Origin of the sequence: Piscinibacter defluvii (assembly GCF_004011805.1) — a bacterium.
Lineage (GTDB): Bacteria > Pseudomonadota > Gammaproteobacteria > Burkholderiales > Burkholderiaceae_C > Piscinibacter > Piscinibacter defluvii.
Genome location: NZ_ML137196.1, coordinates 95,589 through 118,342 on the forward strand (window position 1 = coordinate 95,589; position 22,754 = coordinate 118,342).

The 22,754-nt window shown below is 73.0% G+C and carries 17 protein-coding genes; 9 read left to right on the forward strand and 8 right to left on the reverse strand.

The features are described 5' to 3' along the window. Positions 1–50: 50 nt before the first annotated feature. From D9C15_RS00425 to D9C15_RS00435, 3 genes are all read right to left on the reverse strand, one after another. Entirely contained in the window at positions 51–629 is a 579-nt protein-coding gene (locus D9C15_RS00425; RefSeq protein WP_127995456.1) for a histidine phosphatase family protein, read from the reverse strand. Between the two features lie 62 nt (positions 630–691). Then, the gene (locus D9C15_RS00430) at positions 692–2,836 is read right to left on the reverse strand and encodes a D-(-)-3-hydroxybutyrate oligomer hydrolase (protein WP_127995457.1); all 2,145 of its coding nucleotides are present in this window, start codon (positions 2,834–2,836) and stop codon (positions 692–694) included. Between the two features lie 46 nt (positions 2,837–2,882). Continuing rightward, positions 2,883–4,370 (reverse strand): extracellular catalytic domain type 2 short-chain-length polyhydroxyalkanoate depolymerase, encoded by a 1,488-nt coding sequence (locus tag D9C15_RS00435; protein ID WP_127995458.1) that lies wholly within the window; start codon positions 4,368–4,370, stop codon positions 2,883–2,885. Positions 4,371–4,597: 227 nt separating this feature from the next. On the opposite strand from D9C15_RS00435, the gene D9C15_RS00440 reads away from it, so the two are divergent. From D9C15_RS00440 to D9C15_RS00450, 3 genes are all read left to right on the forward strand, one after another. Beyond that, on the forward strand, positions 4,598–5,290 hold the full coding sequence (locus D9C15_RS00440) for a hypothetical protein (protein WP_127995459.1): 693 nt from the start codon (positions 4,598–4,600) through the stop codon (positions 5,288–5,290). A gap of 154 nt (positions 5,291–5,444) precedes the next feature. Then, the gene (locus D9C15_RS00445; protein ID WP_127995460.1) at positions 5,445–5,948 is read left to right on the forward strand and encodes a hypothetical protein; all 504 of its coding nucleotides are present in this window, start codon (positions 5,445–5,447) and stop codon (positions 5,946–5,948) included. A 41-nt stretch (positions 5,949–5,989) separates the two neighbouring features. Then, entirely contained in the window at positions 5,990–6,496 is a 507-nt protein-coding gene (locus D9C15_RS00450) for a hypothetical protein (RefSeq protein WP_127995461.1), read from the forward strand. A 6-nt stretch (positions 6,497–6,502) separates the two neighbouring features. Here D9C15_RS00450 and D9C15_RS00455 read toward each other — a convergent pair whose 3' ends face one another. Then, the gene (locus D9C15_RS00455) at positions 6,503–7,417 is read right to left on the reverse strand and encodes a transglycosylase SLT domain-containing protein (protein ID WP_127995462.1); all 915 of its coding nucleotides are present in this window, start codon (positions 7,415–7,417) and stop codon (positions 6,503–6,505) included. A 152-nt stretch (positions 7,418–7,569) separates the two neighbouring features. On the opposite strand from D9C15_RS00455, the gene D9C15_RS00460 reads away from it, so the two are divergent. The 6 genes from D9C15_RS00460 (at position 7,570) to D9C15_RS00485 (ending at position 13,203) form a co-directional block, all read left to right on the forward strand. Next, a complete protein-coding gene (locus D9C15_RS00460) occupies positions 7,570–8,259 on the forward strand; it encodes a GntR family transcriptional regulator (protein WP_127995463.1) in 690 nt (229 codons plus the stop codon). Further along, entirely contained in the window at positions 8,249–9,547 is a 1,299-nt protein-coding gene (locus D9C15_RS00465) for a malonyl-CoA decarboxylase (protein ID WP_127995464.1), read from the forward strand. Before D9C15_RS00460 ends, D9C15_RS00465 begins: the two co-directional genes overlap by 11 nt. A 35-nt stretch (positions 9,548–9,582) precedes the next feature. Further along, a complete protein-coding gene (locus D9C15_RS00470) occupies positions 9,583–10,560 on the forward strand; it encodes a Bug family tripartite tricarboxylate transporter substrate binding protein (protein WP_127995465.1) in 978 nt (325 codons plus the stop codon). 61 nt (positions 10,561–10,621) lie between these two features. Further along, positions 10,622–11,413 carry an enoyl-CoA hydratase/isomerase family protein gene (locus D9C15_RS00475; RefSeq protein WP_127995466.1) on the forward strand — a complete coding sequence of 264 codons (792 nt, stop codon included), beginning with the start codon at positions 10,622–10,624 and terminating at the stop codon, positions 11,411–11,413. Between the two features lie 13 nt (positions 11,414–11,426). After that, positions 11,427–12,983, forward strand: a complete 1,557-nt coding sequence (locus D9C15_RS00480) for a malonate--CoA ligase (protein WP_127995467.1) — start codon at positions 11,427–11,429, stop codon at positions 12,981–12,983. Beyond that, positions 12,976–13,203, forward strand: coding sequence for a cysteine-rich CWC family protein (locus tag D9C15_RS00485; protein ID WP_127995468.1), 228 nt, complete (start codon positions 12,976–12,978; stop codon positions 13,201–13,203). The genes D9C15_RS00480 and D9C15_RS00485 overlap by 8 nt, the downstream gene beginning before the upstream one ends. Here D9C15_RS00485 and D9C15_RS00490 read toward each other — a convergent pair. From D9C15_RS00490 to D9C15_RS00505, 4 genes are all read right to left on the reverse strand, one after another. Next, entirely contained in the window at positions 13,195–17,019 is a 3,825-nt protein-coding gene (locus D9C15_RS00490; RefSeq protein ID WP_127995469.1) for a response regulator, read from the reverse strand. The genes D9C15_RS00485 and D9C15_RS00490 overlap by 9 nt on opposite strands. Before the next feature lie 67 nt (positions 17,020–17,086). Continuing rightward, on the reverse strand, positions 17,087–19,642 hold the full coding sequence (locus D9C15_RS00495; RefSeq protein ID WP_164886605.1) for a TonB-dependent receptor: 2,556 nt from the start codon (positions 19,640–19,642) through the stop codon (positions 17,087–17,089). Positions 19,643–19,729: 87 nt separating this feature from the next. Then, positions 19,730–21,406 (reverse strand): MFS transporter, encoded by a 1,677-nt coding sequence (locus tag D9C15_RS00500; protein WP_127995471.1) that lies wholly within the window; start codon positions 21,404–21,406, stop codon positions 19,730–19,732. Between the two features lie 145 nt (positions 21,407–21,551). Then, the gene (locus D9C15_RS00505; RefSeq protein WP_127995472.1) at positions 21,552–22,739 is read right to left on the reverse strand and encodes a polysaccharide pyruvyl transferase family protein; all 1,188 of its coding nucleotides are present in this window, start codon (positions 22,737–22,739) and stop codon (positions 21,552–21,554) included. Between the last annotated feature and the right edge of the window lie 15 nt (positions 22,740–22,754).

Consider the following 22,754-nt stretch of genomic DNA (forward strand, 5'->3'; position numbering starts at 1 on the left):
GCGGAAAAGCCGCGAGCATAGGCGAGCGGCGTGCGCGTCGCCTCAGGGGTTCATGGGATGGCCAGGCGCGCGCGCAGCGCCACCACGCCGTCCACGCTGGCCAGCACCAGCCCTTCGCCCGACGCGCTGCCCTCGCCCACCAGCGCCGACAGCACGAACATGTGCGTCACCCAGACCTCGATGCCCTCGCGCCGCGCGGCCACCGCGCGCCGCAGCGCCTCGAGCGACTCGGCATTGGTGGTCTCGCTCGCGCCGCGCGGCGAGCCGAGCGCCGCCCAGGGCTCGGCCGCACCGAAGGCGAGCTGCGCGGTGTCGACGCAGCGGCACCAGGGGCTGGAGCGCACCCGTGCCGGCACCAGCCCACGTGCCGCGAACCAGGCCCCGATGCGGCGCGCCTGGGCGCGGCCGTCCTCGTTCAGGTTGCGCTGCGTCGAGCAGTCGCCCAGCCTGAAGCCGGGCGGATCGAAGGTGCCTGGCGCGAGCGCATGCCGGAACGCGATCACCACGCCGCCGCGGCGCAGGGCGGCCTCGGCCGCATCGTTCGGGGCGTCGGCCGCGCGGCCGGGCAGGCAGGCGGTGCCGAGGGTGGCACCGAGGGTGGCGCCGAGCAGGGGGCGACGGGACAGCATCACGCGATGCTGCCCGTGCCGCGAAGCCGGGGACGGCGGCGGGGTCACCGCCGCCGTCGCGCTCAGTCGGGCACGACGAGCGTCGCGCCGCGCGCCGTGATCGCGTCGGCCGGGGCCGGCTCGAGCGCGATCGGCGGCACGTTGGCCGCCGTGAGCGCCGGTGCCGCGCCGGGGCTGCCGCCGCGCGGCACGGTGCGCACCACCTGGCTGCCGGGCAGCGGGGCGCGCTCGGTCAGGTGGGCGTACATCGCGTCGAGCGCACGGAACAGGTACAGGTGCACCGGCACGTAGCGGCTGTCGTAGCCGGGCAGCACCGTCGGCAGGCCGACGAAGGCGTCGAAGTGCTGCGCGTTGGCCACCTCGATGTAGCGCAGCCTGCTGTGGCGGCCCTCGACCTTGCGGTTCAGCGCCACGTACGGGCGCGACGAGTGGTTCACCGGCACCAACGCGTCGTCGCGCCCGTGCACGATGATGGCCGGCTTGCCGCGCAGGTCGCCGCTGCGGTAGACCTCCGAGATGCCCTGGCGCAGCGCCTGTGCCTTGGCGTCGCTGCCGGTCAGCAGGTTGCGCAGGCACAGCGCACCGTCGAGACCGGCATCCGAGCGCGCGGTCGACGCCGAGACCGAGAACAGGTCGCGCACCGGGCCGCCGACCGACAGGTCGTTGATCACCTCCACCGGGGCCGAGCGCGGCACGCCGTTGCTGGTGCCGGCCATGATGGCCAGCGCGAGCGGCGCCACGGCGGCCGGCTTGAGCGCGGCGTCCACGCCGGCGAAGCTGAAGCCGCACAGCGCATCGGCCACGCTGGCGCGCGAGTAGGTGTTGGCGTAGGTGATGCTGATCGCCTGCGCCACCTCGAGCGCGGCCAGCGAGGTGTGCAGTTGCGCCGCCTCGGGCTCCCAGCCGTAGGCCTGCAGCTTGCCGAGTGCGTCCTCGGCCTGCTCGGCCGTCGTGGCCCCGGCGACCAGGCCCTTGTCCTTGAGCGACGCGCAGCGGTTGGCGGCGATCGCCATCACCACCGCCGAGGACACCAGCGCCTTGCCCGGCGCGCCGGCCAGCGACGGGGCCTGGCTGGCGCACAAGCCCATCAGGTTGGCCAGCGAGGTGTAGTCGAACAGCGGCCGGCCGGCGACCGGCTGCACCGTGGTGCCGCGCTTGACGACGACGCCGGCGTCCGGCGGCAGCTGGATCATCGGCTCGGAGACGGCCACGCCGTCGATCAGGCGCTCGCGGTCCAGCTCCGCGGCGGCGATCGCCGAGCCGCCGCCGTTGCTCAGGCTGGAGGCGATCACGACGGTGTTCTCCGGCCGGATCGTGCGCAGCTTGAGCCCGTTGCCGAGCGTGCGGCCGTAGCGCTCGTTGAGCACGTAGTAGGCGAACTCGACCGCCTGCAGCGTGAAGCGGCCCCAGTCGCGCTCGGGATTGCGCTGCGAGTGCGCGTGCTTGAACGCGAGCCGGTTCGGGCTGGCGGCGTTGATCTCGGCCAGCTGCTGCGCCGACAGCGGCGCGCGGAACTGGGCCAGCTCACCCGCGGCCGCGGCGCCGGTGCGCGTGCCGTCGATCAGCGTCACGGTGTCGGTCGCCAGGTCGTGCGGCCCGGTGCCGGTGCCCTTGTCGGTGTAGGCCACCGCGCAGCCGCGCTTGAGGCCCCATTCGCCGACGCTGATCGCGCCGTACACACCGCGCGAGCCCGACGAGGTGGCGGTCACGATGCAGGCCTTGCGCGGGTCGAAGCTGGCCGGCACCTGCACCATCAGCACCACGTTCTGCGGCGTTGCGCCGGCATGCGCGCCGCGGCTGAAGGCAAGCACCTCGAGCCCGGCGATCTTGCCTTCCGAGCCGGTGACGTTGCCCTGCGCATCGACGTTGGGCCCGTAGAAGCTGCCGTAGCCGCCGCCGGGCGTCATGTCGACGATCGCGCGGTAGTTGACGTAGATCGCCAGACGGCGGATCTCCGCGGCAGTGGGCACGGCCGAGACGGGGGGCGTGGCACCGGCCAGGCCGCTCTTGCCGAGGCCGGCGGTCAGCAGGTCGTCGGTGACGCCGTCGTACTCGGTGCTCGTCACCGGGCCGTTGATGAACGCGGGCAGGCGGTTGAACGGGCTGCGCGGGCCGTAGCCGCGGCCGGCGTCGTCGCCGTGCGCGCCGGCCGGCGCCGTGCCCAGCGCCAGAGCCGCCAGCGGCAGCAGCATCCAGGGTGTTCTCATCGTCGTTCTCCTCTCTGGGGTCGTCGTGGGGAAGGAAGGCAGGGGATCAGGGGCAGGAGCCGATCACGTAGTAGTTCGCGCCGGTCTGCTTCAGCGTGGTGGTGACGAACACGTTCCACAGGCCCATCGCCTGGTTGGAGCCGTTGGCATAGGCCAGGCCCAGGCGCTGCGTGGCGCGGCCCGCGGTGGTGTGCGCGTAGTTCGAGGCGGTGAAGCACACCGCCGCGCTGCCGGTGGTCGTGCCGCTGGCCGGGGCCGAGGGTGCGCTCTCGGCGCCGCCGGCGTCGACCGCGGTGACGGTCCACGCGTAGGTGGTGCCGGGAGCCAGCCCGGTGTCGGTGAAGCTCGTGCCGGCCACCGGCGCCGAGTTGGCCTTGCCGCCGTTGCGGTAGACGTTGTAGCCGCTCGCGCCGGTCACGGCGCCCCACGCGATCACCATGCTGCTGGCGGTCGCGCCCGAGGCGGCCACGCCGGTGGGCGCGGGCAGCGTCGAGCCCCCACCGCCGCTGCCGCCGGAGGCGAGCCGGTCCACCATCGCCTTGATCGCCGCCACCTGCGTGCCGCTGCGTTGCGCGAAGCTGCCGCCGTACCAGCCGACCCAGTCCCAGCAGCCGTTCGGGTTGGGCAGCGAGCCGCTCGCGGCGGTGCTGCGGCTGGTGCTGTCCACGCGGGTCTGCGGGAACAGCACGACGATGCGGTTGGTGTCGGCCCAGCGCGTGTAGCCGGTGTTGACGAGGAAGCGGTCGCCGATGGTCGCCTGGTTCTGCTGGCAGCCGTGCAGCGCCACGTGCAGCCGGCAGCTCGTGCCGGCGGCGCAGTCGGCCGGCACGTAGACCCAGCCGGTGGCCGCCATGCCGGGGTTGCTCGTGAACGCGGACTGGTCGAACTCGAGGTAGCGCGCGGCGGGCGGCGCGTCGTTGCGCGGGTTCAGCGTGCCGTAGAACATCGACAGCGCGGCCTTCGCGCCGTCGTAGCCGCAGTTGGCGATGTAGGGCGAGCTCGCGCTGTTGCAGGCGTTGTTGCCGGTGCCGGCGAAGTCGGTCGGGAATACATGCGCGGTGCCGTCGCGCCGCACCAGCTGCAGGTTCGCCGCCGGCACGCCGTTGGCCTGGTACTGCGACTGCAGCGCGAGCACCGGGTTGGGGCCGACCGTGGTGTCGCCGTTGCCGACGAACAGGAACACCTTCTGCGCCGCGATGTTCGACTTCGCGTCGATGCTGCTGCCGCTCCAGCGGTCGATGTCGGCCTGCATCGTCGCGAGCCTCGAGGACGAAATGCCCGCGTTGTACATGCAGGCCGTGTAGTGGCTGTGACCGGCGCACATGTAGGGCCCGGCCGCGAACACGCCCACGCCCCTGAAGGTGGCCGAGTGCGCGATGCCGAGCTGGTTGGCCATGAAGCCGCCGGAGGACAGCCCCGAGACCGTGATCGCCGCGCGATCGATGTTCAGCGCCGGCAGCGCCGAGGCGGCCCGGCTGGCCGGCGCGGCCAGCGCCGCGACGAGCGCGGTGGCCAGCAGCGGGGCTCGGGCCATGGCGATCTCCTGGTCGAAAACAGGCCGCCATGTTCACGATCCGCGCGCCCATCTCATTCGGCACAAACCCTAGGAGCCTGCGAGGTAGGGGCGGCCCCGCAACGGTGCGCGCCTCCGTCCGACAGGGGCCCTAGCACGCAGGGCCTGCGGGATGCCCTGCTAGGGAAGGACCCGGAACACCCGTCGCCTAAACATACGCCTACACGCCCTTGCACACCGACACGACCATGCGATCGATCCCCACCCTGCTGTTGCGCACGACACTGTTCACCGCCGCCGTGGGCCTGGGCTGGATGCTGCGCGGCGCGCCGCGCCCGGAGGCGCCGCCACCCGCACCCGCGCACCCCGCACCCGCGGCCGCCACGCTGCACCAGGACACGGCGCTGATCGCCATCAGCGACGACGGCCGCGCCACGCTGCGCGTCGAGCAGCAGCCGCTGGACTGGGTGCTCGAGGAGATCGAGCGGCAGAGCGGGCGGACCGTGGCCCGGCCGGCCCGCACGACGGACACCGCGACCGCATCGACGGCGGCCCAGGCCATGCCTGCGGAGGATCAGTGCCCGGTCGCCGCACCCGCGCCGCGGCCCGACACGGCGCGGCTGCTGCAGGCCATCGAGCGCGGCACCGAGGCCGATCGCTTCGAGGGGCTGTTGCAGGCGCGCGAGGACGGCGTCGTGCTGCCCGAGGGCCTGCTGAAGACCGTGGCCGACACCGATGCCAGCGAGCGGGTGCGCCTGCTGGCATTCGAGGCCTGGCTCGAGGCGCAGGGCGACTCGCCCGATGGGCTGCGCGGCGCACTGCAGGCCGCCACGCTGCAGCCCGGCACGGCCGTTCCGGGCGAGGCGAGGCGCCGCCTCGAGGAGTTGCGCCTGAGCGAACAGGTCGCGCCCGACGACCCGCAGGCCCACCCGAGCCCATGACCACGCGCGGGCGGCGCGCCGCCCGCTGATTCCCGACCGTCGTGATGCCGCATCCGGACCGACCGGGGTGGCGTCGCGGCGTGGAGTTCCCTCGCCGACGTCCGCCGGGGCAGGACGCCGCGTGAACCCTCATCCGCCCCTCGAGGACATCACCATGAACTTCCTGAAGAACCTGCGCCTTGCTGCCGCCGTCACCGCCCTCGGCCTGGCCGGGGTGGCCCAAGCCCACACCATCGCAGTGGCCACCGGCGTCAACAACATGCCGGTCCCGCTCGGCGCCATCGCCACGCCGGTCCCCGGCGCGACCAGCGGCGCATTCGCCAACGCCGCGGGCCAGCGCTTCTATGTGCACTTCGCGGCCGAATGCGCCGTCAACGCCGCGGCCGGCAATACCACCGCCTGGCTCGACATCGACCTCGTCGTGCTCAACGCGGCCAACGCCGTCGTGCAAGTGCTGCAGCCCACTGTCGGCACCCTCGGTGCCTTCTGCTCGGCCGACGGCAGCGCGGGCCTGAGCGGCTGGCAGTCCAATGCGGTGATCGGCATCGGCGGCCCGGGCCTGCCGGCCGGCGTCTACCGCGTGCAGGCACGCGCCCGCCTGAACAACGGTGCCACCGGCGGCACGATCGGCGAGCGCACGCTGCTGGTGACCCGCTGAACCCCCCCCCCCCCCGCGATCCACCCCAGAGGAGTCCTGCCATGTCGTTGCTTTCCCTGCTGCGCCGCAGCTTCGCGGCCGCCGCGCTGGCCGCCGTCTCGGTCGGTGCCGCCCAGGCGCATACCCTGTTCGGCACCACCGCGACCGGCAACCAGATCATCAACGTGCCGGGCCCGGTGCTGGTCTCCGGGATGGTCAGCCCGTTCATCAGCATCGCGCCGGGCCAGCGCCTGCTGGTGCATTTCGCCGCCGAATGCGCGGTCAATGCGCCAGCGGGCAACACCACGGCCTGGACCGACGTCGACATCGTGATGCTCAACGCCGCTGGCGCCGTGGTGCGCAGCCTGGTGCCGATGGGCGGCAACCTGGGCGCGTTCTGCTCGGCCGACGGCAGCGCCGGCCTGAGCGGCTGGCGCTCCAACAAGGTGATCGCCGAACTGCGCACCAACCTGCCGCTCGGGCGCTACCGTGTGCAGGTGCGCGCCCGACTCAACAACGGCGCGACCCAGGCGTCCTACGGCGAGCGCACGCTGCTGATCACCAACTGATCCGGATCAGCGCAGCTGCGGCAGCGGCGCGGGTTCGGTCAGCGCGCGGTCGAACGGGTGCAGCGCCTGGCCGAAGCCGGCCAGGATGCGGCGCACGTAGGCCCGTGTCTCGGCGTAGGGCGGCACGCCGCGGTAGCGGTTGACCGTGCCTTCGCCGGCGTTGTACGCCGCGGCGACGAGGATCACGTCGCCGCGGTAGTACGACAGCAGCCAGCGCAGGTAGGCCATGCCGCCGCGCACGTTCTGTTCCGGGTCGTAGGGCTTGTGCACGTTGAAGCGCGCGGCCGTGTCGGGAATCAGCTGCATCAGGCCCTTGGCATTCTTGGGCGAGAGCGCGACCACGTCGAAGTTCGACTCGGCCTGGATGAACGCCAGCACCAGCTGCGGCGCGAGGCCGTACTGCGGCGCCAGGCGCTTGACCAGGCGCGCGATGTCCGGCGGCGCGGCGATCGCCGGGGCGGCCGCAGCCGGAGCCGGCACCGGCGCCGCGGCGCGCGGCACCGCCGTGGCGGCGCGGGCGGGTTCCGGCTCGCGCATGCAATCGGGTGTGTAGGTCGGGGGGCCGCCCACGCGGTCGAGCATCCGCACCGCCTGCTCCAGGCCCTGCTCCGCCGCGGCATGGAAGAAGTAGGCCGCGGTCGAATCGCTGCGTTCGACGCCGCGTCCGTTGGCGTACATCCAGCCCAGGTTGAACTGGGATTCGGCATCCCCCAGCCGGGCCGCCTGGCAATACAGCCGGGCCGCGCGCTCGGGATCGCGCTCGACCCCCTCGCCGTTCTCCAGCGCCTGCGCCTCGCTGCGCAGCAGCGTGCGGTGCAGCCGTTCGGCCTCGGACTCCACCGGCCCGACGGCCGCCAGCGCGCTGCCGCTGCACAGCAGCAGGGCGGCCAGGGCACGGCGGGCGAGGACGGTGGTGAGCACGCTCGGGTCGGGCGCGGAAGGGCGACGGCCGCCACTGTAGCGAAGCCGGCTTCGCTCGACCTGCCCTTCCCCCTCGGGTCGACGACGCCGGACAAGTCCCTGCCCGGGGCCGGGTCGTTGTAATTATGAATTAGTAATGCTAGCCTGCAGCCATGGTCGAACCCACCCCGCTGCGCCGGGCTTCGCTGCACGAGGAAGTGGCCACCCGGCTGCGCCAGATGATCTTCGACCGCGTGCTCCAGCCTGGCCAGTGGATCGACGAACTCGCACTCGCCGGCGACTGGCAGATCAGCCGCACGCCGCTGCGCGAGGCGCTCAAGGTGCTGGCCGCCGAGGGCCTGGTGACGCCGGTGCCGCGCCAGGGCTGCAAGGTGGCCGAGATGTCCGAGGAGGACGCCGACGAGCTGCTGCCGGTGATGGCCCTGCTGGAGGGCCGCTGCGCCTACGAGGCGGTGCGCAAGGCGAGCGAGGCCGACATCCGGCGCCTGCGCCAGCTGCACGACCAGCTCGAGCGGCATGCCGCCGCGCACGACATCGACGGCTACTACCGGGCCAACCACGAGTTCCACAGCACGGTGCAGGCCATGGCGCGCAACCGCTGGCTCGACCGCGCCACCGGCGACCTGCGCCGCTTCGTGCGCCTGCTGCGCGGCCGGCAGCTGAACTGGCCGGGCCGCATCGAGGCCTCGATCAACGAACACCGCGTGCTGCTCGACGCCATCGTGCAGCGCGACGCCGCACGCGCCGAGCGCGTGATGCACGACCACCTGATGGCCCAGCTCGCCGCGCTGAAGGCGCTGCGCGCGGCCGAACGATCGCAAGGAGCACCGCATGCTGGATGAACTGCGCAGCGCCGCGCGCAAGGTGAACGGCGCGCGCCACCTGCGCACCCTGATGATCGACTGCCGCCGCCTGCTCTCCGAGCGTGGCGAGGCCAACAGCGTGGCGATCGCGCGCGAGGTGGTGGCGCGCTTCAAGGCGCTGCCGGACGACCAGCAGGGCAGCTTCTTCGAGCGCCTGTCGCGCGACTTCAGCCCCGACCCGCAGGCCGTGCTGGCGAGCGCGCAGGCCTACGCGAAGGAGCCCAGCGCGGCCAACCTCGAGCGCCTGACGCGCGAGGCCGAGCCGCCGCGCCAGGAACTGTTGCGCCGGATCAACCGCTCGCCCGGCGGCACCTCCAGCATCGTGGCGATGCGCCGCTCGCTGCTGCAGCGCGTCTCGAAGGCGCCCGAGCTGAAGGCCGTCGAGGCCGACTTCCTGCACCTGCTGTCAAGCTGGTTCAACCCCGGCTTCCTGCAGCTGCGCCGGGTCGACTGGAACTCGCCCGCGCAGCTGCTCGAGCAGATCATCCACCACGAGGCGGTGCACGAGATCGACGGCTGGGCCGACCTGCGCCGCCGACTGCAGCCCGACCGCCGCTGCTTCGCCTTCTTCCACCCGCAGCTGCCCGACGAGCCGCTTATCTTCGTCGAGGTGGCGCTGCTGCCGGAGATGCCGGCGGCGATCGCGCCGCTGATCGACAAGGCGAGCGAGCCGTTGCCGGCCAGCCAGTTCAAGGTGGCGGCGTTCTACTCGATCAGCAACTGCCAGCCCGGCCTCAAGGGCGTGTCGCTGGGCAACTTCCTGATCAAGCGCGTGGCCGCGGAGCTCAAGCGCGAGCTGCCGCAGCTGCGGACCTTCTGCACGCTCTCGCCCATCCCCGGCTTCGCGCGCTGGCTGCGCGCCGGCGCGGTGATCGAGGGCCTGGCGAAGCCGCGTGCCGAGCGGCTGCAGCAGGCCCGCGCCGAGTTGCTGGCCGCCTGCGGCGGCGAACTCGACAAGCTGGCCAACGCCGCCGCGCTGCGCGCCCTGCCCGAGCCGGCGCAGCAGGCGCTGCTGCGCCTGGGCGCGTTCTACCTCGGCCTGCACGCGGCCCAGCCCGACGGCGACCCGGTGGCGCGTTTCCACCTCGACAACGGCGCCCGGCTCGAGCGCCTGAACGCCCTCGCCGATCTCTCCGGCAAGGGCGTGCGCCAGTCCTTCGGCCTGATGGTCAACTACCTGTACGACCTGGCGCGCGTCGAACTGCACCACGAGAAGTTCGTGCACGCGGAAGTGGCACAGTCACGCCTCGTCGCCTCGCTGCTCTGACTCGAACCACCACACACACCACGGAGACCCGTTCGATGCGCCAACCCTCGATCCACCGCCGCGCCCTCGCCGCACTCGCCCTGGGGCTGGCCAGCCCCTGGGCGCTCGCGCAGGCCTGGCCGACCAAGCCGGTGACCATCGTCGTGCCGTTCCCGGCCGGCGGCGGCACCGATGCCTTCGCCCGCCCGCTGTTCGCGACGATGACCAAGAACACCGGCAAGCAGTTCGTCATCGACAACAAGGGCGGCGCCGGCGGCACGGTGGGCGCCGGCGTGGCGGCCCGCGCGGCGCCGGACGGCTACACCTTCTTCATGGGCGCGGTGCACCACGCGATCGCGCCCTCGATGTACCCCAAGCTCGACTACAACATCGAGACCGACTTCGTGCCGGTGGGCCTGATCTCCAGCGTGCCGCAGGTGATCGTGGTCAACCCGCAGCGCGTGGCCGTCAACGACCTGCCCGGCCTGCTCGACTACCTGCGCAAGAACCCGGGCAAGCTGAACTACGGCTCGGCCGGCAACGGCACCTCGCACCACCTGGCCGGCGAGCTGTTCAAGCTGCAGACCAAGACCTTCATCACCCACATCCCCTACCGCGGCGCCGGCCCGGCGCTGCAGGACCTGGTGGCCGGCCAGGTGGACATGATGTTCGACGGCCTCGGCTCCTCGGCCGCGCACATCAAGGGCGGGCGCATCAAGGCGATCGCGGTGGCCTCCGACAGCCGTGCCCCCGGCTTCCCGAACGTGCCGACGTCCAAGGAAGGCGGCGTGCCGACCTACCAGGTCGCCACCTGGTACGGCCTGTGGGCGCCCAAGGGCACGCCGAAGGAGATCGTCGAGGCGATGCAGGCCGAGATGAAGAAGGCGCTCACCGGCGACGAGCTGAAGGGCATCTGGACCGGCCTCGGCACCGAGACGCCCAACCTGTACGGCGACGCCTTCGGCAAGTTCGTGGGGAGCGAGGTCAAGCGCTGGCACGAGGTGGTGAAGGCCTCGGGCGCGAAGCTCGACTGATGAGCGCGCCGGGCCGCTCCCAAGCGCTCATCCCGAAGCACGCAGCGCGGAGGCATGCCTGATGGCGGGTACCGTCACGCTCGCGCCCACCGGCGCGGACGGCGTCGCGACGCTGACGCTCGCCCACCCGGGCAAGCTCAACGCGATCGACATCGCGATGTGGCGCGAGCTGCGCGCGCTGTTCGAGCGGCTGCAGGCGCTGCCGCCGGGCGAGGCGCCGCGCGCCGTGATCGTGCGCGGCGCGGACGGCCAGTTCGCTTCCGGCGGCGACATCGCCGAGTTCGCCGGCTTCCGCTTCGACGCGGCACGGCTGCGCGACTTCCACGAGCACGTCGTCGCCCCGGCGCTGCACGCGATGCTCGACTGCGAACTGCCGCTGGTCGCGCAGATCGAGGGCCACTGCCTGGGCGGCGGCTTCGAGATCGCGGCCTGCTGCGACATCCGCGTCTGCGGCGACGGCAGCCGCTTCGGCGCACCGATCGCCCGGCTCGGCTTCCCGATGGCGCCGCTCGAGCTGCAGGTGGTGGCGCGGGTGGCGAGCGGCCCGGTGCTGCGCGAGATGCTGCTCGAAGCCCGCCTGCTCGGCGCCGCGGCGGCGCTGCAGCACGGCCTGGTGCACGCGGCGGTGCCCGACGACGAGGTGGCCGCGGTGGCGGTGCAGCGCGCGCGCCAGATCGCGCAGCTCGCGCCGCAGGCGCTGCGCCTGAACAAGCGCACGCTGCGCCAGCTCGAGCGCGACGGGCCGACCGAGGCCGAGCGGCTGGCGCACTACGCCTACGCCGACAGCGAAGAACACCGGGAAGGCATCGCCGCCTTCCTCGAGAAGAGAACGCCGCGCTTCGGGCGCGCGTAGAGGGAACCCTGCGATGGACGACAACCAGAACCTGTTCACGGCGCTGCGCGCCGCCTTCCCGGCCGCGCTCGACACGGTCGCGATCGAGACCGGCGACGGCCCGGACGCGCCGCTGCGCTACACCTGGCGCGACCTCGAACGCGCCACCGCGATGATCGCCAACCTGCTCGATTCGCTCGAGCTGCCGCGCGACGGCGAGCACCCGCCACGCGTGGCGGTGCAGACCGAGAAGAGCGTCGAGGCGCTGCTGCTGTACCTTGCGGTGCTGCGCGCCGGGTACGTCTACCTGCCGCTGAACACCGCCTACCAGCAAGCCGAGATCGAGTACTTCATCGGCAATGCCGAGCCGGCCGTGGTGGTGTGCTCCGGCAAGAACTTCGGCTGGGTGTCGAAGATCGCGTTCAAGGCCGGCACGAAACACGTCTTCACGCTGAACGAGGACCGCAGCGGCTCGCTGCTCGAGCGCGCCGCGCTGCAGAGCGACCGTCACGTGCCGGCGCGGCGCAGCGCCTCGGACCTGGCCGCGATCCTCTACACCAGCGGCACCACCGGGCGCAGCAAGGGCGCGATGCTGACGCACGGCAACCTGCTGTCCAACGCGCTGACGCTGAAGCACTACTGGGGCTGGACCGACGGCGACGTGCTGCTGCACGTGCTGCCGATCTTCCACGTGCACGGCCTGTTCGTCGCCTCGCACGGCGCGCTGCTGAACGGCAGCAGGATGCTGTGGTTCTCGAGGTTCGACCCGAAGCTGGTGACGGCGCGCCTGCCCGAGGCCACCGTCTTCATGGGCGTGCCGACACTGTATGTGCGGCTGCTGGCCGAGCCCGGCTTCGGGCGCGAGGCGTGCCGCCGCATGCGGCTGTTCATCGCCGGCTCGGCGCCGCTGCTGATCGAGACCTTCAACGAGTTCCGCGAGCGCACCGGCCACACCATCCTCGAGCGCTACGGCATGAGCGAGACGGTGATGCTCACGTCCAACCCCTACCGGGCCGAGGACGGCGAGCGCCGCGGCGGCACGGTCGGCTTCCCGCTGCCGGGCGTGCAGCTGCGCGTCAGCGACGAGCAGGGCCGACCCTGCCCGGCCGGCGAGATCGGTGGCATCGAGGTCAAGGGACCGAACGTGTTCGCCGGCTACTGGCGCATGCCGGAGAAGACGAAGGAGGAGTTCACCGCCGACGGCTGGTTCAGGACCGGCGACGTCGGCAAGGTCGGCGCGGACGGCTACGTCACCATCGTCGGCCGCAGCAAGGACCTGATCATCACCGGCGGCTACAACGTCTACCCGGCCGAGATCGAGGGCTACCTCAACGAGATGGACGGCGTGGCCGAGAGCGCGGTGATCGGCGTGCCGCACCCGGACTTCGGCGAAGGGGTGGTCGCGGTCGTGGTGCCCAGGCCGGGCGCCGCGCCCGATCCCGCCGCGCTGATCGGCGCGCTGAAGGGCCGAATCGCCAACTTCAAGGTGCCCAAGCACCTGTTCATCGAGGCCACGCTGCCGCGCAACACGATGGGCAAGGTGCAGAAGAACCTGCTGCGCGAGCAGCACAAGGCCTTGTTCGGTGCCTGAGCTGCCGCCGGCCGACTCCACGCGCTGCCCGCGCTGCGGCGGCGCGTTCCACTGCGGCGCGAACGACCCCGGCCCGTGCGCCTGCACGACGCTGCGGCTCGACGCGGCGACCCTCGCCCGGCTCTCGGCCGCCTACCGCGGCTGCCTGTGCCTGCGCTGCCTGGCCGAACTGTCCGGTGCGCAGGACGCCGGCCGCGCACCCGGGCAGACCTCAGGCTGACTCGAGGTCCGGCGCCAGTCGCGCCAGGCCGTCCAGCACCGGGCCGAGCTGCTGCAGCACCGCGTCGCGCAGCCGGTCGATCTCGCCCGGCGCCGCGCCATGCTCGCAGGCAGCCTCCAGCGCCGCGGCGGCACGCTGCAGCGCCGCCATGCCGAGCGTGCCGGAGACGCTCTTCAGGTCGTGCGCCAGCCGCGTACAGGCGGGCGCGTCGCCGGCCGCCCGGGCGGCCGCCAGGCGTGCGCCGAACTCGCGCTCGCGCTCGTGGAACATGCGCAGCAGCCGACGGTACAGCGCCTCGTTGCCCATGACGCCGGCCAGGCCGGCGCGCAGGTCGAGTCCGGGCACGGCCGCCAGTTCGCCGGCGGCCCCCGGGCCGGCGGCCGGCCGCACCCAGCGCGACAGCGTCGCGAACAGCTCGTCGACGCGGATCGGCTTGGCGACATGGTCGTTCATGCCCGCCTCGAGCACGCGTTCGCGGTCGCCGGCCATCGCGTTGGCGGTCATCGCGATCACCGGCATGTCCTGCAGGCCCGGCCACTGGCGCAGCACGCGCGTGGCTTCGTAGCCGTCCATCACCGGCATCTGGCAGTCCATCAGCACGGCGTCGAAACGCTCGTGCTCGAGCCGGTCGAGCGCGGCGCGCCCGTCGGCGGCGACGCTCACCTCGATGCCGGCGCGGCGCAGCAGGTCGCAGGCCAGCTCCTGGTTGATCTCGTTGTCCTCGACCAGCAGCACGCGCGTGCCGGCCAGCCCGGACTGGCGTGCCTGCAGCAGGTCGTGGCGCAGTTCCTCGCGCCGGGCCGCGAGCGCCGGGCGACCGAGCGCCACGGCGCAGGCATCGAGCAGCGCCGACGCAGTGACCGGCTTGGCCAGCAGTCCGGCCACCGGCAGGCCACGTTCGTCCAGGCGCCGCTGCGCCTCGTGGCGGTTGAAGGCGGTGACCATCAGCACCGTCGGGCTGGCGTGGCGCAGCTCGGTGTGGCTGAGCTGCTCGAGCAGCTCGATGCCGTCGGTGCCGGGCATCTTCCAGTCCAGCAGCAGCACACGGTAGGGCGCGTCGTCCGCGTCGGCGCGGCGCAGCGCCAGCAGCGCGGCCGCGGCGTCGCCGACCGCCTCCGGCTGCATGCCCAGCGAGCTGCACATCGCCAGCATCAGCTCGCGGGCCAGCGGGTGGTCGTCGACGATCAGCAGGCGCGCCCCGCGCAGCTCGCCGGGCGCCGCCGGCGCGGCCGCGGCGGCACCGGGCTGCAGGCCGAAGCGGGCGCTGAAGTGGAACACGCTGCCGCGGCCGGGGGTGCTGTCGACGCCGATCTCGCCGTCCATCAGCGCCACCAGGTGGCGGCAGATCGCCAGCCCGAGCCCGGTGCCGCCGTAGCGCCGGCTGGTCGACGCATCGGCCTGGCTGAAGGGCTGGAACAGGCGCTCGCGCTGCGCGGCCTCGATGCCGACGCCGGAGTCGCGCACCTCGAAGCGCAGCACCACGGTGTCGGCCTCGCGCGAGAGCAGCCGCACCGCCACCGTCACCTCGCCCTGGGTGGTGAACTTGACGGCGTTGTTGCCCAGGTTCAGCAGCACCTGGCCGAGCCGCGACGGGTCGCCGACCAGTGCGGTCGGCAGGTCCGGCGGCAGGTCGAACAGCAGCTCCAGGCCCTTCTCGTCGGCGCGCATGCCCACCAGGTGGGCGAACTGGTCCAGCACCTCGCCGAGCCGGAACGGGATCTGCTCCATCTCGAGCCGCCCGGCCTCGATCTTGGAGAAGTCGAGGATGTCGTTGATCACCACCAGCAGCGATTCGGCGGCGCGGTGCACCTTCTCGACGTAGTTGCGCTGCTTCGCGTCCAGCCCGCTCTGCAGCGCCAGCCACGACATGCCGAGGATCGCGTTCATCGGCGTGCGGATCTCGTGGCTCATGTTGGCGAGGAACTCGCCCTTGGCCCGGTTGGCGGCCTCGGCCGCCTGCCGGGCCCGCGCCAGCTCCTCGGTGCGTTCCTGCACGCGGCGCTCCAGGTCGGCGGCCAGGGCGCGCACCTCCTCCTCGGCGCGCCGGCGCACGCTGGTGTCGGCGAACACCGCCACCGCGCCGCTCACGGCGCCGGCCGCGTCGCGCAGCGGCCGCGCCGTGGCAGTCAGCCAGAGCCCCTGGTCCGGGCCCTCGCCGCTGCGCCGCATGTACAGGTCCTGCTTGTCGACGTCCTCGCCGCGCAGGGCGCGCGCCAGCGGCAGGTCCTCCAGCGGACAGAGGGTGACGCGGTCCGGCAGGTACAGCCCGAAGCGCTCGCGCCAGTTGCCCTTCGGGCCGGTGGTCATGCCGCGGCCGGCGATGAACTCGGCAGCCGGGTTGGCGAGCACCAGCTCGGCGCGCCGGTCGACCACCAGCACCGAGTCGCCGATGCCGTCGAGCACCTCGCGCAGGATGACGGTCTGGCGCTGCAGCTCGGTGCGCGAGCGGCGCAGGCGCAGCACGAACACCGTCGCGCCGGCCAGCAGCAGCGCACCGGCGGCCAGCAGCGTGACCTGCCAGCGCTGCTGCAGCGTGCGCCGCTCGATCTCGGCGACCTGCTGCGCGCTGCGGCGGGTCAGCTCGGCCAGCTCGCGCTGGCGCGCCTCGCTGCGGATGCGCTCGGCCAGCTCGAACACCCGCGCGCCGGCGCGTTCGCGCGCCAGGCGCGCGTTCGCCTCGGCCGCTTCGACCGACAGCTCGTAGGCGCGCCGGTGGTCGCCCTCGGCGGCCGCCACCGCGGCCATGCGCTGCGCGCTCTCGCTGCGGTAGACCGGCAGGTCGATCGTGCGCGCGAGCTGGTAGGACTGCTCGGCACGCGCGCGCGCCTCGGCGAGGTCGCCCAGGCGCTGGGCCAGCTCGCTCTGCTCCTTCAGCACGAACCAGCGGCCGATCGGGTTCGGGTGGCGCTCGTAGATCGCGGCGGCGCGCTGCAGCTCGGCCTGGGCGGACTTCAGGTCGCCCTGCTGGCGCAGCTCGAAGGCCAGCGCGAAGTGGCCGAGCGCCTCCGAGAACGGGATGCCGATCGACTGGTACAGGCCGATCGCCTCGCGGTACAGGCGCAGCGCGAGCGGCTTGTCGCCCTGCTTGCTCGCGACGCCGGCCAGGCCGCTGATCGCCAGCGCCTCGTTGAGCCGCGAACGCCCGGCCACCGCCTGCGCGCGCATCCGCTCGAACTGCTCGCGCGCCTCGGGCAGGCGGTCGCCCAGGTCGTAGGCCATCGCCAGGCCGCGGTGCGCGTGCGCCAGTGCGGTCGGGTCGCCGCTGGTGCGCGCGATCTCCATCGCCTGCAGCGCGACGTTGAGCGAGTCGTCCAGCAGGTTGGCGCGCCGGTAGGTCATCGAGGTGCGCAGCAGCGCCTCGCCCATCAGGTCGGGCCGGTCGGCCCCCTCGAGGGCGGCCAGCGTGCGCGTCATGATCTCCTGCAGCCGGCCCAGGCGGCCCAGGTTCACGTCGTTCATCGAGATGTTCAGGCCGGCCTCGGCCAGGCCGAGCCGGTCGCCCGCCTGCTCGGCCAGCTCGAAGGCCTGCTGCGCATGGGCGGCCGAGCGCTCGGTCTGCGCCATGTAGCCCTCGACCCGCGCCTGCAGGTTGAGCAGGCGCACACGGTCGGCCGGCGGCGCGTCGGCCGGCAGGCTGCGTTCGAGCTCGACGGCGCGCGCAAGAGCGGCGGGGGCATCGTTCTCGGCCAGCTGGCGGGCGTCGTCCACCGCGCGCCGCCAGGCCGCCGGATCCTGCGCCGTGACGGGTGCCGCGCCCAGGCAGAGCAGGAGCCCGGCCAGCCACAGATGCAGCAGCGATCGAGGGCATCGGCTCATGTGACCCACTGTAGTGCGACGCTGCCCCGCACCACGGTGGCGGATTCCCGGGGCACGGCGGAACCGTTCAGAACTGCACGCTCAGGCTGGTGGCCAGCTGCCGGTCGTTGACGAAGGCGTCGCGCGGACGGGCCGCACTGCCCAGGTCGCTGCGGCGCAGCGTGCGGGTCAGGTTCACGCCGTCCAGCGCCCAGGTCACCCGGGGCGTGACGCGCCAGCGCAGCGAGGCGTCGAGCCAGCCGTGCGCACGGGTCCAGACCTGCTGCGCGCCGCCGAGGTCGACCACCGGCACCACGCCGCTGGCGAAGCGGCTGCGCCAGTTCCAGGCCAGCCGTGCCGACCACTGCCCGTGTTCGTACAGCCCGATCAGGTTGGCGCTGTGGCGCGACAGCCCCTGCAGCGCCACCTCGCGGCCGAGCACGCGGTCGAAGGTGCTGCTGTCCACGTGGGTGAGGTTGGCCTGCAGCCCGAGCCCGGACCAGGCGCCGGGCAGCGTGTCGAAGAAGCCCTGCCATGCGAGCTCGACCCCGCGCACGCGCGCCCGGTCGGCATTGCGCGGCCGGCTGACGAGGTAGACCGCACCCCCGTGTTCCTCCGGCTGCGCGAGGTTGAAGACGAAACCGTCGACCTGCTTCCAGAACAGCACCAGCGAGGCCGCCGTGCCGCCCGCGCGCTCGTGCTCCAGTCCCAGGTCGAGGTTGGACGAGCGCATCGGCTGCAGCGCCGGGTTGCCGGCGCTGCCCTGGTTCAGGTTCGAGTCGACCGGGTTGGGCAGCAGCAGCAGCGAGGGCGAGAGCTGGTTGAAGTCGGGCCGCGTGATCGTGCGCGACGCGGCGGCGCGGGCTTGCCAGCCCGGCGCCGGACGCCAGCGCAGGCTGGCGCTGGGCAGGTGGTCGGTCTCGCGGACCTGCCCGCGGATCGGCTCGGGCGCGCCGCTCCCCACGGCCTGCGCGCTGTCGGTGGTGCGGCGCGTCTGCACCACGCGCAGGCCCGCCTGGCCGTCGAGCGCGGCGCCGGCGCGCCAGGGCAGCTGCAGGTACAGCGCATCGCTGTCCTCGCGGATGCGCCACACGGAGAGCGGCCCGCCGCCGCCCGGCAGCGGCGTGGTGACGCCGAAGGCGGCGCGCAGCCCGGCCGGGTCGCGCGCATCGCCCAGCACGCCGATCAGGTGGTCGGTGACGCTGCCTGCGCGGCCGTCGAGGAAGTCGGTGTACGGGTTGGGCTGCAGGCGCCCCGGCAGCATGTCGCCCGCCGGTCCCGCGAGCGCGACGTCGCCGAAGGCCAGCCCGGGCGCGTTGTCGGCACGCCGCCGGGCATGCCGCCAGCCGAACTCGACACGTTCGAGCACCCCGCCGTCCAGCAGGCGCGCGAAGTCCACGCGCAGCGCCTGCAGCTCGCCGCGGAACGGGCGGGTGCGGTAGGCCAGGCCGGTGTAGCGCCAGGCGGCCGGGTCGCCCAGGTCGGTGCCGTCGACCGCGGTGGACGGCACGCGCCCGGACAGGTCGTGCGTGAAGCGCGCGGCGCTGGCGGCCAGGAAGGGCCCGGAGAAGAACAGGTGGTTGAAGCTGCTGGTGTGGCTCAGGTCGGCATCGAGCTGCCACTGGGCGCCGGCCCAGCGGCCGCCGAGGGCCAGCTGGCGGGTACGGTCCACCGTATCGCGCGCGAAGTTCAGCAGCGACACCGGCGCGTTCAGCCAGGTCACGCGGCGGGCATCGTCGCTGCCGGCGAAGCGCGCCAGGCTGCCGGCTTCGAACGCGCTGCCGGCCGGCGCGCTGAGATTGATCTGGTGCGAGTCCTGGCGCGTCTCGAGTTCGGCGAAGTGGGCCTCGGCGAACAGCTCGAGCCCGTCGGCCGGGCGCCACTGCAGCAGCGCGCCGGCTGCGCTGCGGCGCCGCCGGCCGATGCTGGTGGTCTCAGAGCTGCTGCCCGGCGCGAGGAAGCTGCCGCCCTCGGGATCGGCGTGCCGCACCGGCGTGCCGGTGCTCTTCTGGTCCTCGCGCCACCAGCGGTCCTGCAGCGCCAGGTTGACGAGCAGCCCGAGTTCGCCGCTGCCGGCGCGGCCGCGCCGGCTCACCAGCAGCGAGGCCGCTCCGGCGTCGCGATCGGCCAGGTGGCCGCGCATCCAGCGCAGCGAGAACACGCCGGCGTCACCGGCGAAGTCGAACGGCCGCCGCGTGCGCAGGTCGATGCTGCCGCCCAGGCCGCCCTCGATGCGCTCGGCCGAGCTGGTCTTGTGCACGTCGATGCCGGCCAACGCCTCGGCCGCGATGTCCGAATAATCCATCAGGCGGCCGCTGCCGGCGGTGAAGATCTCGCGCCCGTTGAGCGTGGTCTCCACCTGCAGCAGGCCGCGCACCGCGGCCAGCGCACCCTCGCCGCGGTCGCGCGTGAGCTGCACGCCGGTCACGCGCTGCAGCGTGTCGGCCACGCTCAGGTCGGGCAGCTTGTGGATCTCGTCGGAGACGACCGCGTCGACGATGCCCGGCGCATCGCGCTTGCGCGCCTGCGCCGACTCGAGGCTGCGCCGCGTGCCCGTGACCACGACCGCGTCGAGCGGCTCGGCCGCAGCGCATGCCGCGGGGGCAAGCCACAAGCAGCACGACAAGGCAATCGCCGGCTTCACGCGACCATCGTCGCGCCGCTCGCGCTGCAGCGTCAAGGCCGGCGAAGGCTCGAAAACCCTCGCCGGCCCTGCAAGCGTTGAGATGAATCAGTCGTTGGCGTAGATGTCCACGTCCTTGGTCTCGCGCACGAACAGCATGCCGACGACGAAGGTGAGCGACGCGATGATGATCGGGTACCACAGGCCGTTGTACATGTTGCCGGTCTGCGCCACGATCGCGAAGGCGGTGGTCGGCAGCAGGCCGCCGAACCAGCCGTTGCCGATGTGGTACGGCAGGCTCATCGAGGTGTAGCGGATGCGCGTCGGGAACAGCTCGACCAGCATGGCCGCGATCGGGCCGTAGACCATGGTCACGAAGATCACCAGCACCACCAGGATCGCGACGATCAGCGGCTGGTTCATCTTCGCCGGGTCGGCCTTGGCGGGGTAGCCGGCGGCCTTCAGCGTGTCGGCGACGGCCTTCTTGAACTCGGTGTCCTTCTTCCTCGCCTCGTCGGGCGCGAGGCCCTTGGCCGCGTAGCTCTGGATCACCGTCTCGCCCACCGTGATGCTGGCCGCGGTGCCGGGCGCGGCGGCGACGTTCTCGTAGCTCACCGAGCCGGCCGCGAGCACCTGCTTGGCGATGTCGCACGAGCTGGTGAACTTGGCCGTACCGGTCGGGTTGAACTGGAACGAGCACTCGGCCGGGTCGGCATGCACCACCACCTTGTTCTTCGCCTGCGCGGCGGCGAGGTCCGGGTTGGCGGCCTCGGTCAGCGCCTTGAAGAGCGGGAAGTAGGCCAGCGCCGCGAGCAGGCAGCCGGCCATGATGATGGGCTTGCGGCCGATCTTGTCGGACAGGATGCCGAACACGATGAAGAACGGCGTGCCGATCAGCAGCGCGATCGCGATCATGATGTTCGCCGTCGCCCCGTCGACCTTGAGCGCCTGGGTCAGGAAGAACAGCGCGTAGAACTGGCCCGTGTACCAGACCACCGCCTGGCCGGCGGTCAGGCCGATCAGGGCGAGGATCACGATCTTCAGGTTCTTCCACTGGCCGAAGGACTCGGACAGCGGCGCCTTCGAGGTCTTGCCCTCCTCCTTCATCTTCCGGAAGGCGGGCGACTCGTTCATCGACAGGCGGATCCAGACGCTGACGCCGAGCAGGAAGATCGACACCAGGAAGGGCACGCGCCAGCCCCAGTCGGCGAAGGCCTGCTCGCCGACCACCGTGCGGGTGCCGAGGATGACCATCAGCGACAGGAACAGGCCGAGCGTGGCGGTGGTCTGGATCCACGAGGTGTAGGCACCGCGCTTGCCGTGCGGCGCGTGCTCGGCCACGTAGGTGGCCGCACCGCCGTACTCGCCGCCCAGCGCCAGTCCCTGCAGCAGGCGCAGGATGATCAGGATCACCGGCGCGGCCACGCCGATCGCCGCGTAGTTGGGCAGCACGCCGACGATGAAGGTCGACAGGCCCATGATCAGGATGGTCACCAGGAAGGTGTACTTGCGGCCGATCATGTCGCCGAGGCGGCCGAACACCAGCGCGCCGAACGGCCGCACGATGAAGCCGGCGGCGAAGGCGAGCAGCGCGAAGATGAAGGCCGAGCCGGCATCGAGCCCGGCGAAGAACTGCTTCGCGATGATCGCGGCCAGCGAGCCGTAGAGGTAGAAGTCGTACCACTCGAACACCGTGCCGAGCGACGAGGCGAAGATGACCTTCTTCTCCTCGCCGGACATCGGCGCCGGTGCCGCGGCGGTGCGACCGATGGTGGTCGTTGCCATGATCTCTCCAGGATGCGGTTCGGCCGCGGGGTCGCGGCCCGTGGCGCCACTGTCCGGGCCGGCTCTGACCGTCGACTGACGCGGCCCCAACACAGGCTGACAAACTCAGGGGCAACCCGCAGTCGCGCTTGCGCGATGCGAAAACTCAGGGAAACCGAGGAGGCGCGCGCAAGGCCACGACCAGCGCGCCGACGCCCGCCCGCGCCTGGCCGGCGAGCGCACGCGCATGCGCGTCGAGCCGGGCGGGATCGGCCTGCAGCGCGAGCCGCGCGGCGGCGTCCAGGTCCGCCGGCACCGCGGCGAGCGGCAAGCCCGGCAGCTCCCAGGTGCCGGCCACCGCCTCGGCCTTGGTCGGCCGCCGGGCCGCCGTGGGCGCGACCAGGTTCAGCCGCGGCCGGCCGCAGGCCATCGCCACCAGGCGCGCGTGCAGGCTGCTGGCGAGCACCAGCGCGCTGCCGGCAATCAGCGCGCACAGCGCCCAGACATCGGCCGTGTCGACCTGGCGCGAGGCACCCGCCGGCAGCCGCTGCGCGAGCCGCTGCAGCAGCTGCGGGTCGTCGTGCCAGGGCGCGCGGCCGGCACAGAACAGGTGGACCGGCCAGCCGGTGCGTGCCACCAGGCGGCCCAGCGGCGCGGCGACGGCGTCGAGCGTCGCGTCGTCGCCGAACTCGGCGCTCAGCTGCAGCGCGATGCCGCCCTGCGGCACGGTGCCGGCCGCGGCGCGCAGGTCCGCGGCGCAGCACTCGGCCACCAGCAGCGCGGCATCGGGCACGAGCGGCGCGTCGAGGCCGGCCGAGCGCAGCGCCTGCTGCGTCGCCGTGTCGCGCACGCTGAGGGACTGCGCACGCGCCAGCTGCGCCAGCACCGCGCGGCGCAAGGCGGCCGGTGCGCGGGCCAGGTCGTGCCCGCCGACGGCGTGGAAGTGCACCCGGGCCGTGTGCGGCAGCGGCGGCGCCACCACCGCATACGGTGCCGGCGACGCGCTGCCGACCACGCGCCGCACCCAGGCGCGCCGCTCGCGGCCCTGTGCCGCGAGCCAGGCCAGCGTGGCCTGCAGGCCTTCGGGCGGCTGGAGCATCACCGCGGCCTGTTCGGCGGTGCAGGTCAGCAGTTCGCCGCCCACACACAGCAGGCCATCCTCGGGCTGCCAGCCGGGGGCGAGGTCGGCCAGCGCCTCGACGCGGTGGCCGCCGACGCGGCGCAGGTCGCGCGCGGCCAGTCCCGCGAAGTGCAACGGCCGGTCGCCGAGACAGCGCGCCAGCACGTGCGGCAGCAGCAGGTCGCCCAGGTTGTGGCGGTCGAAGGCGCCGAACAGGACGATGCGCCCGGCCATGGACGCCCTCACCGC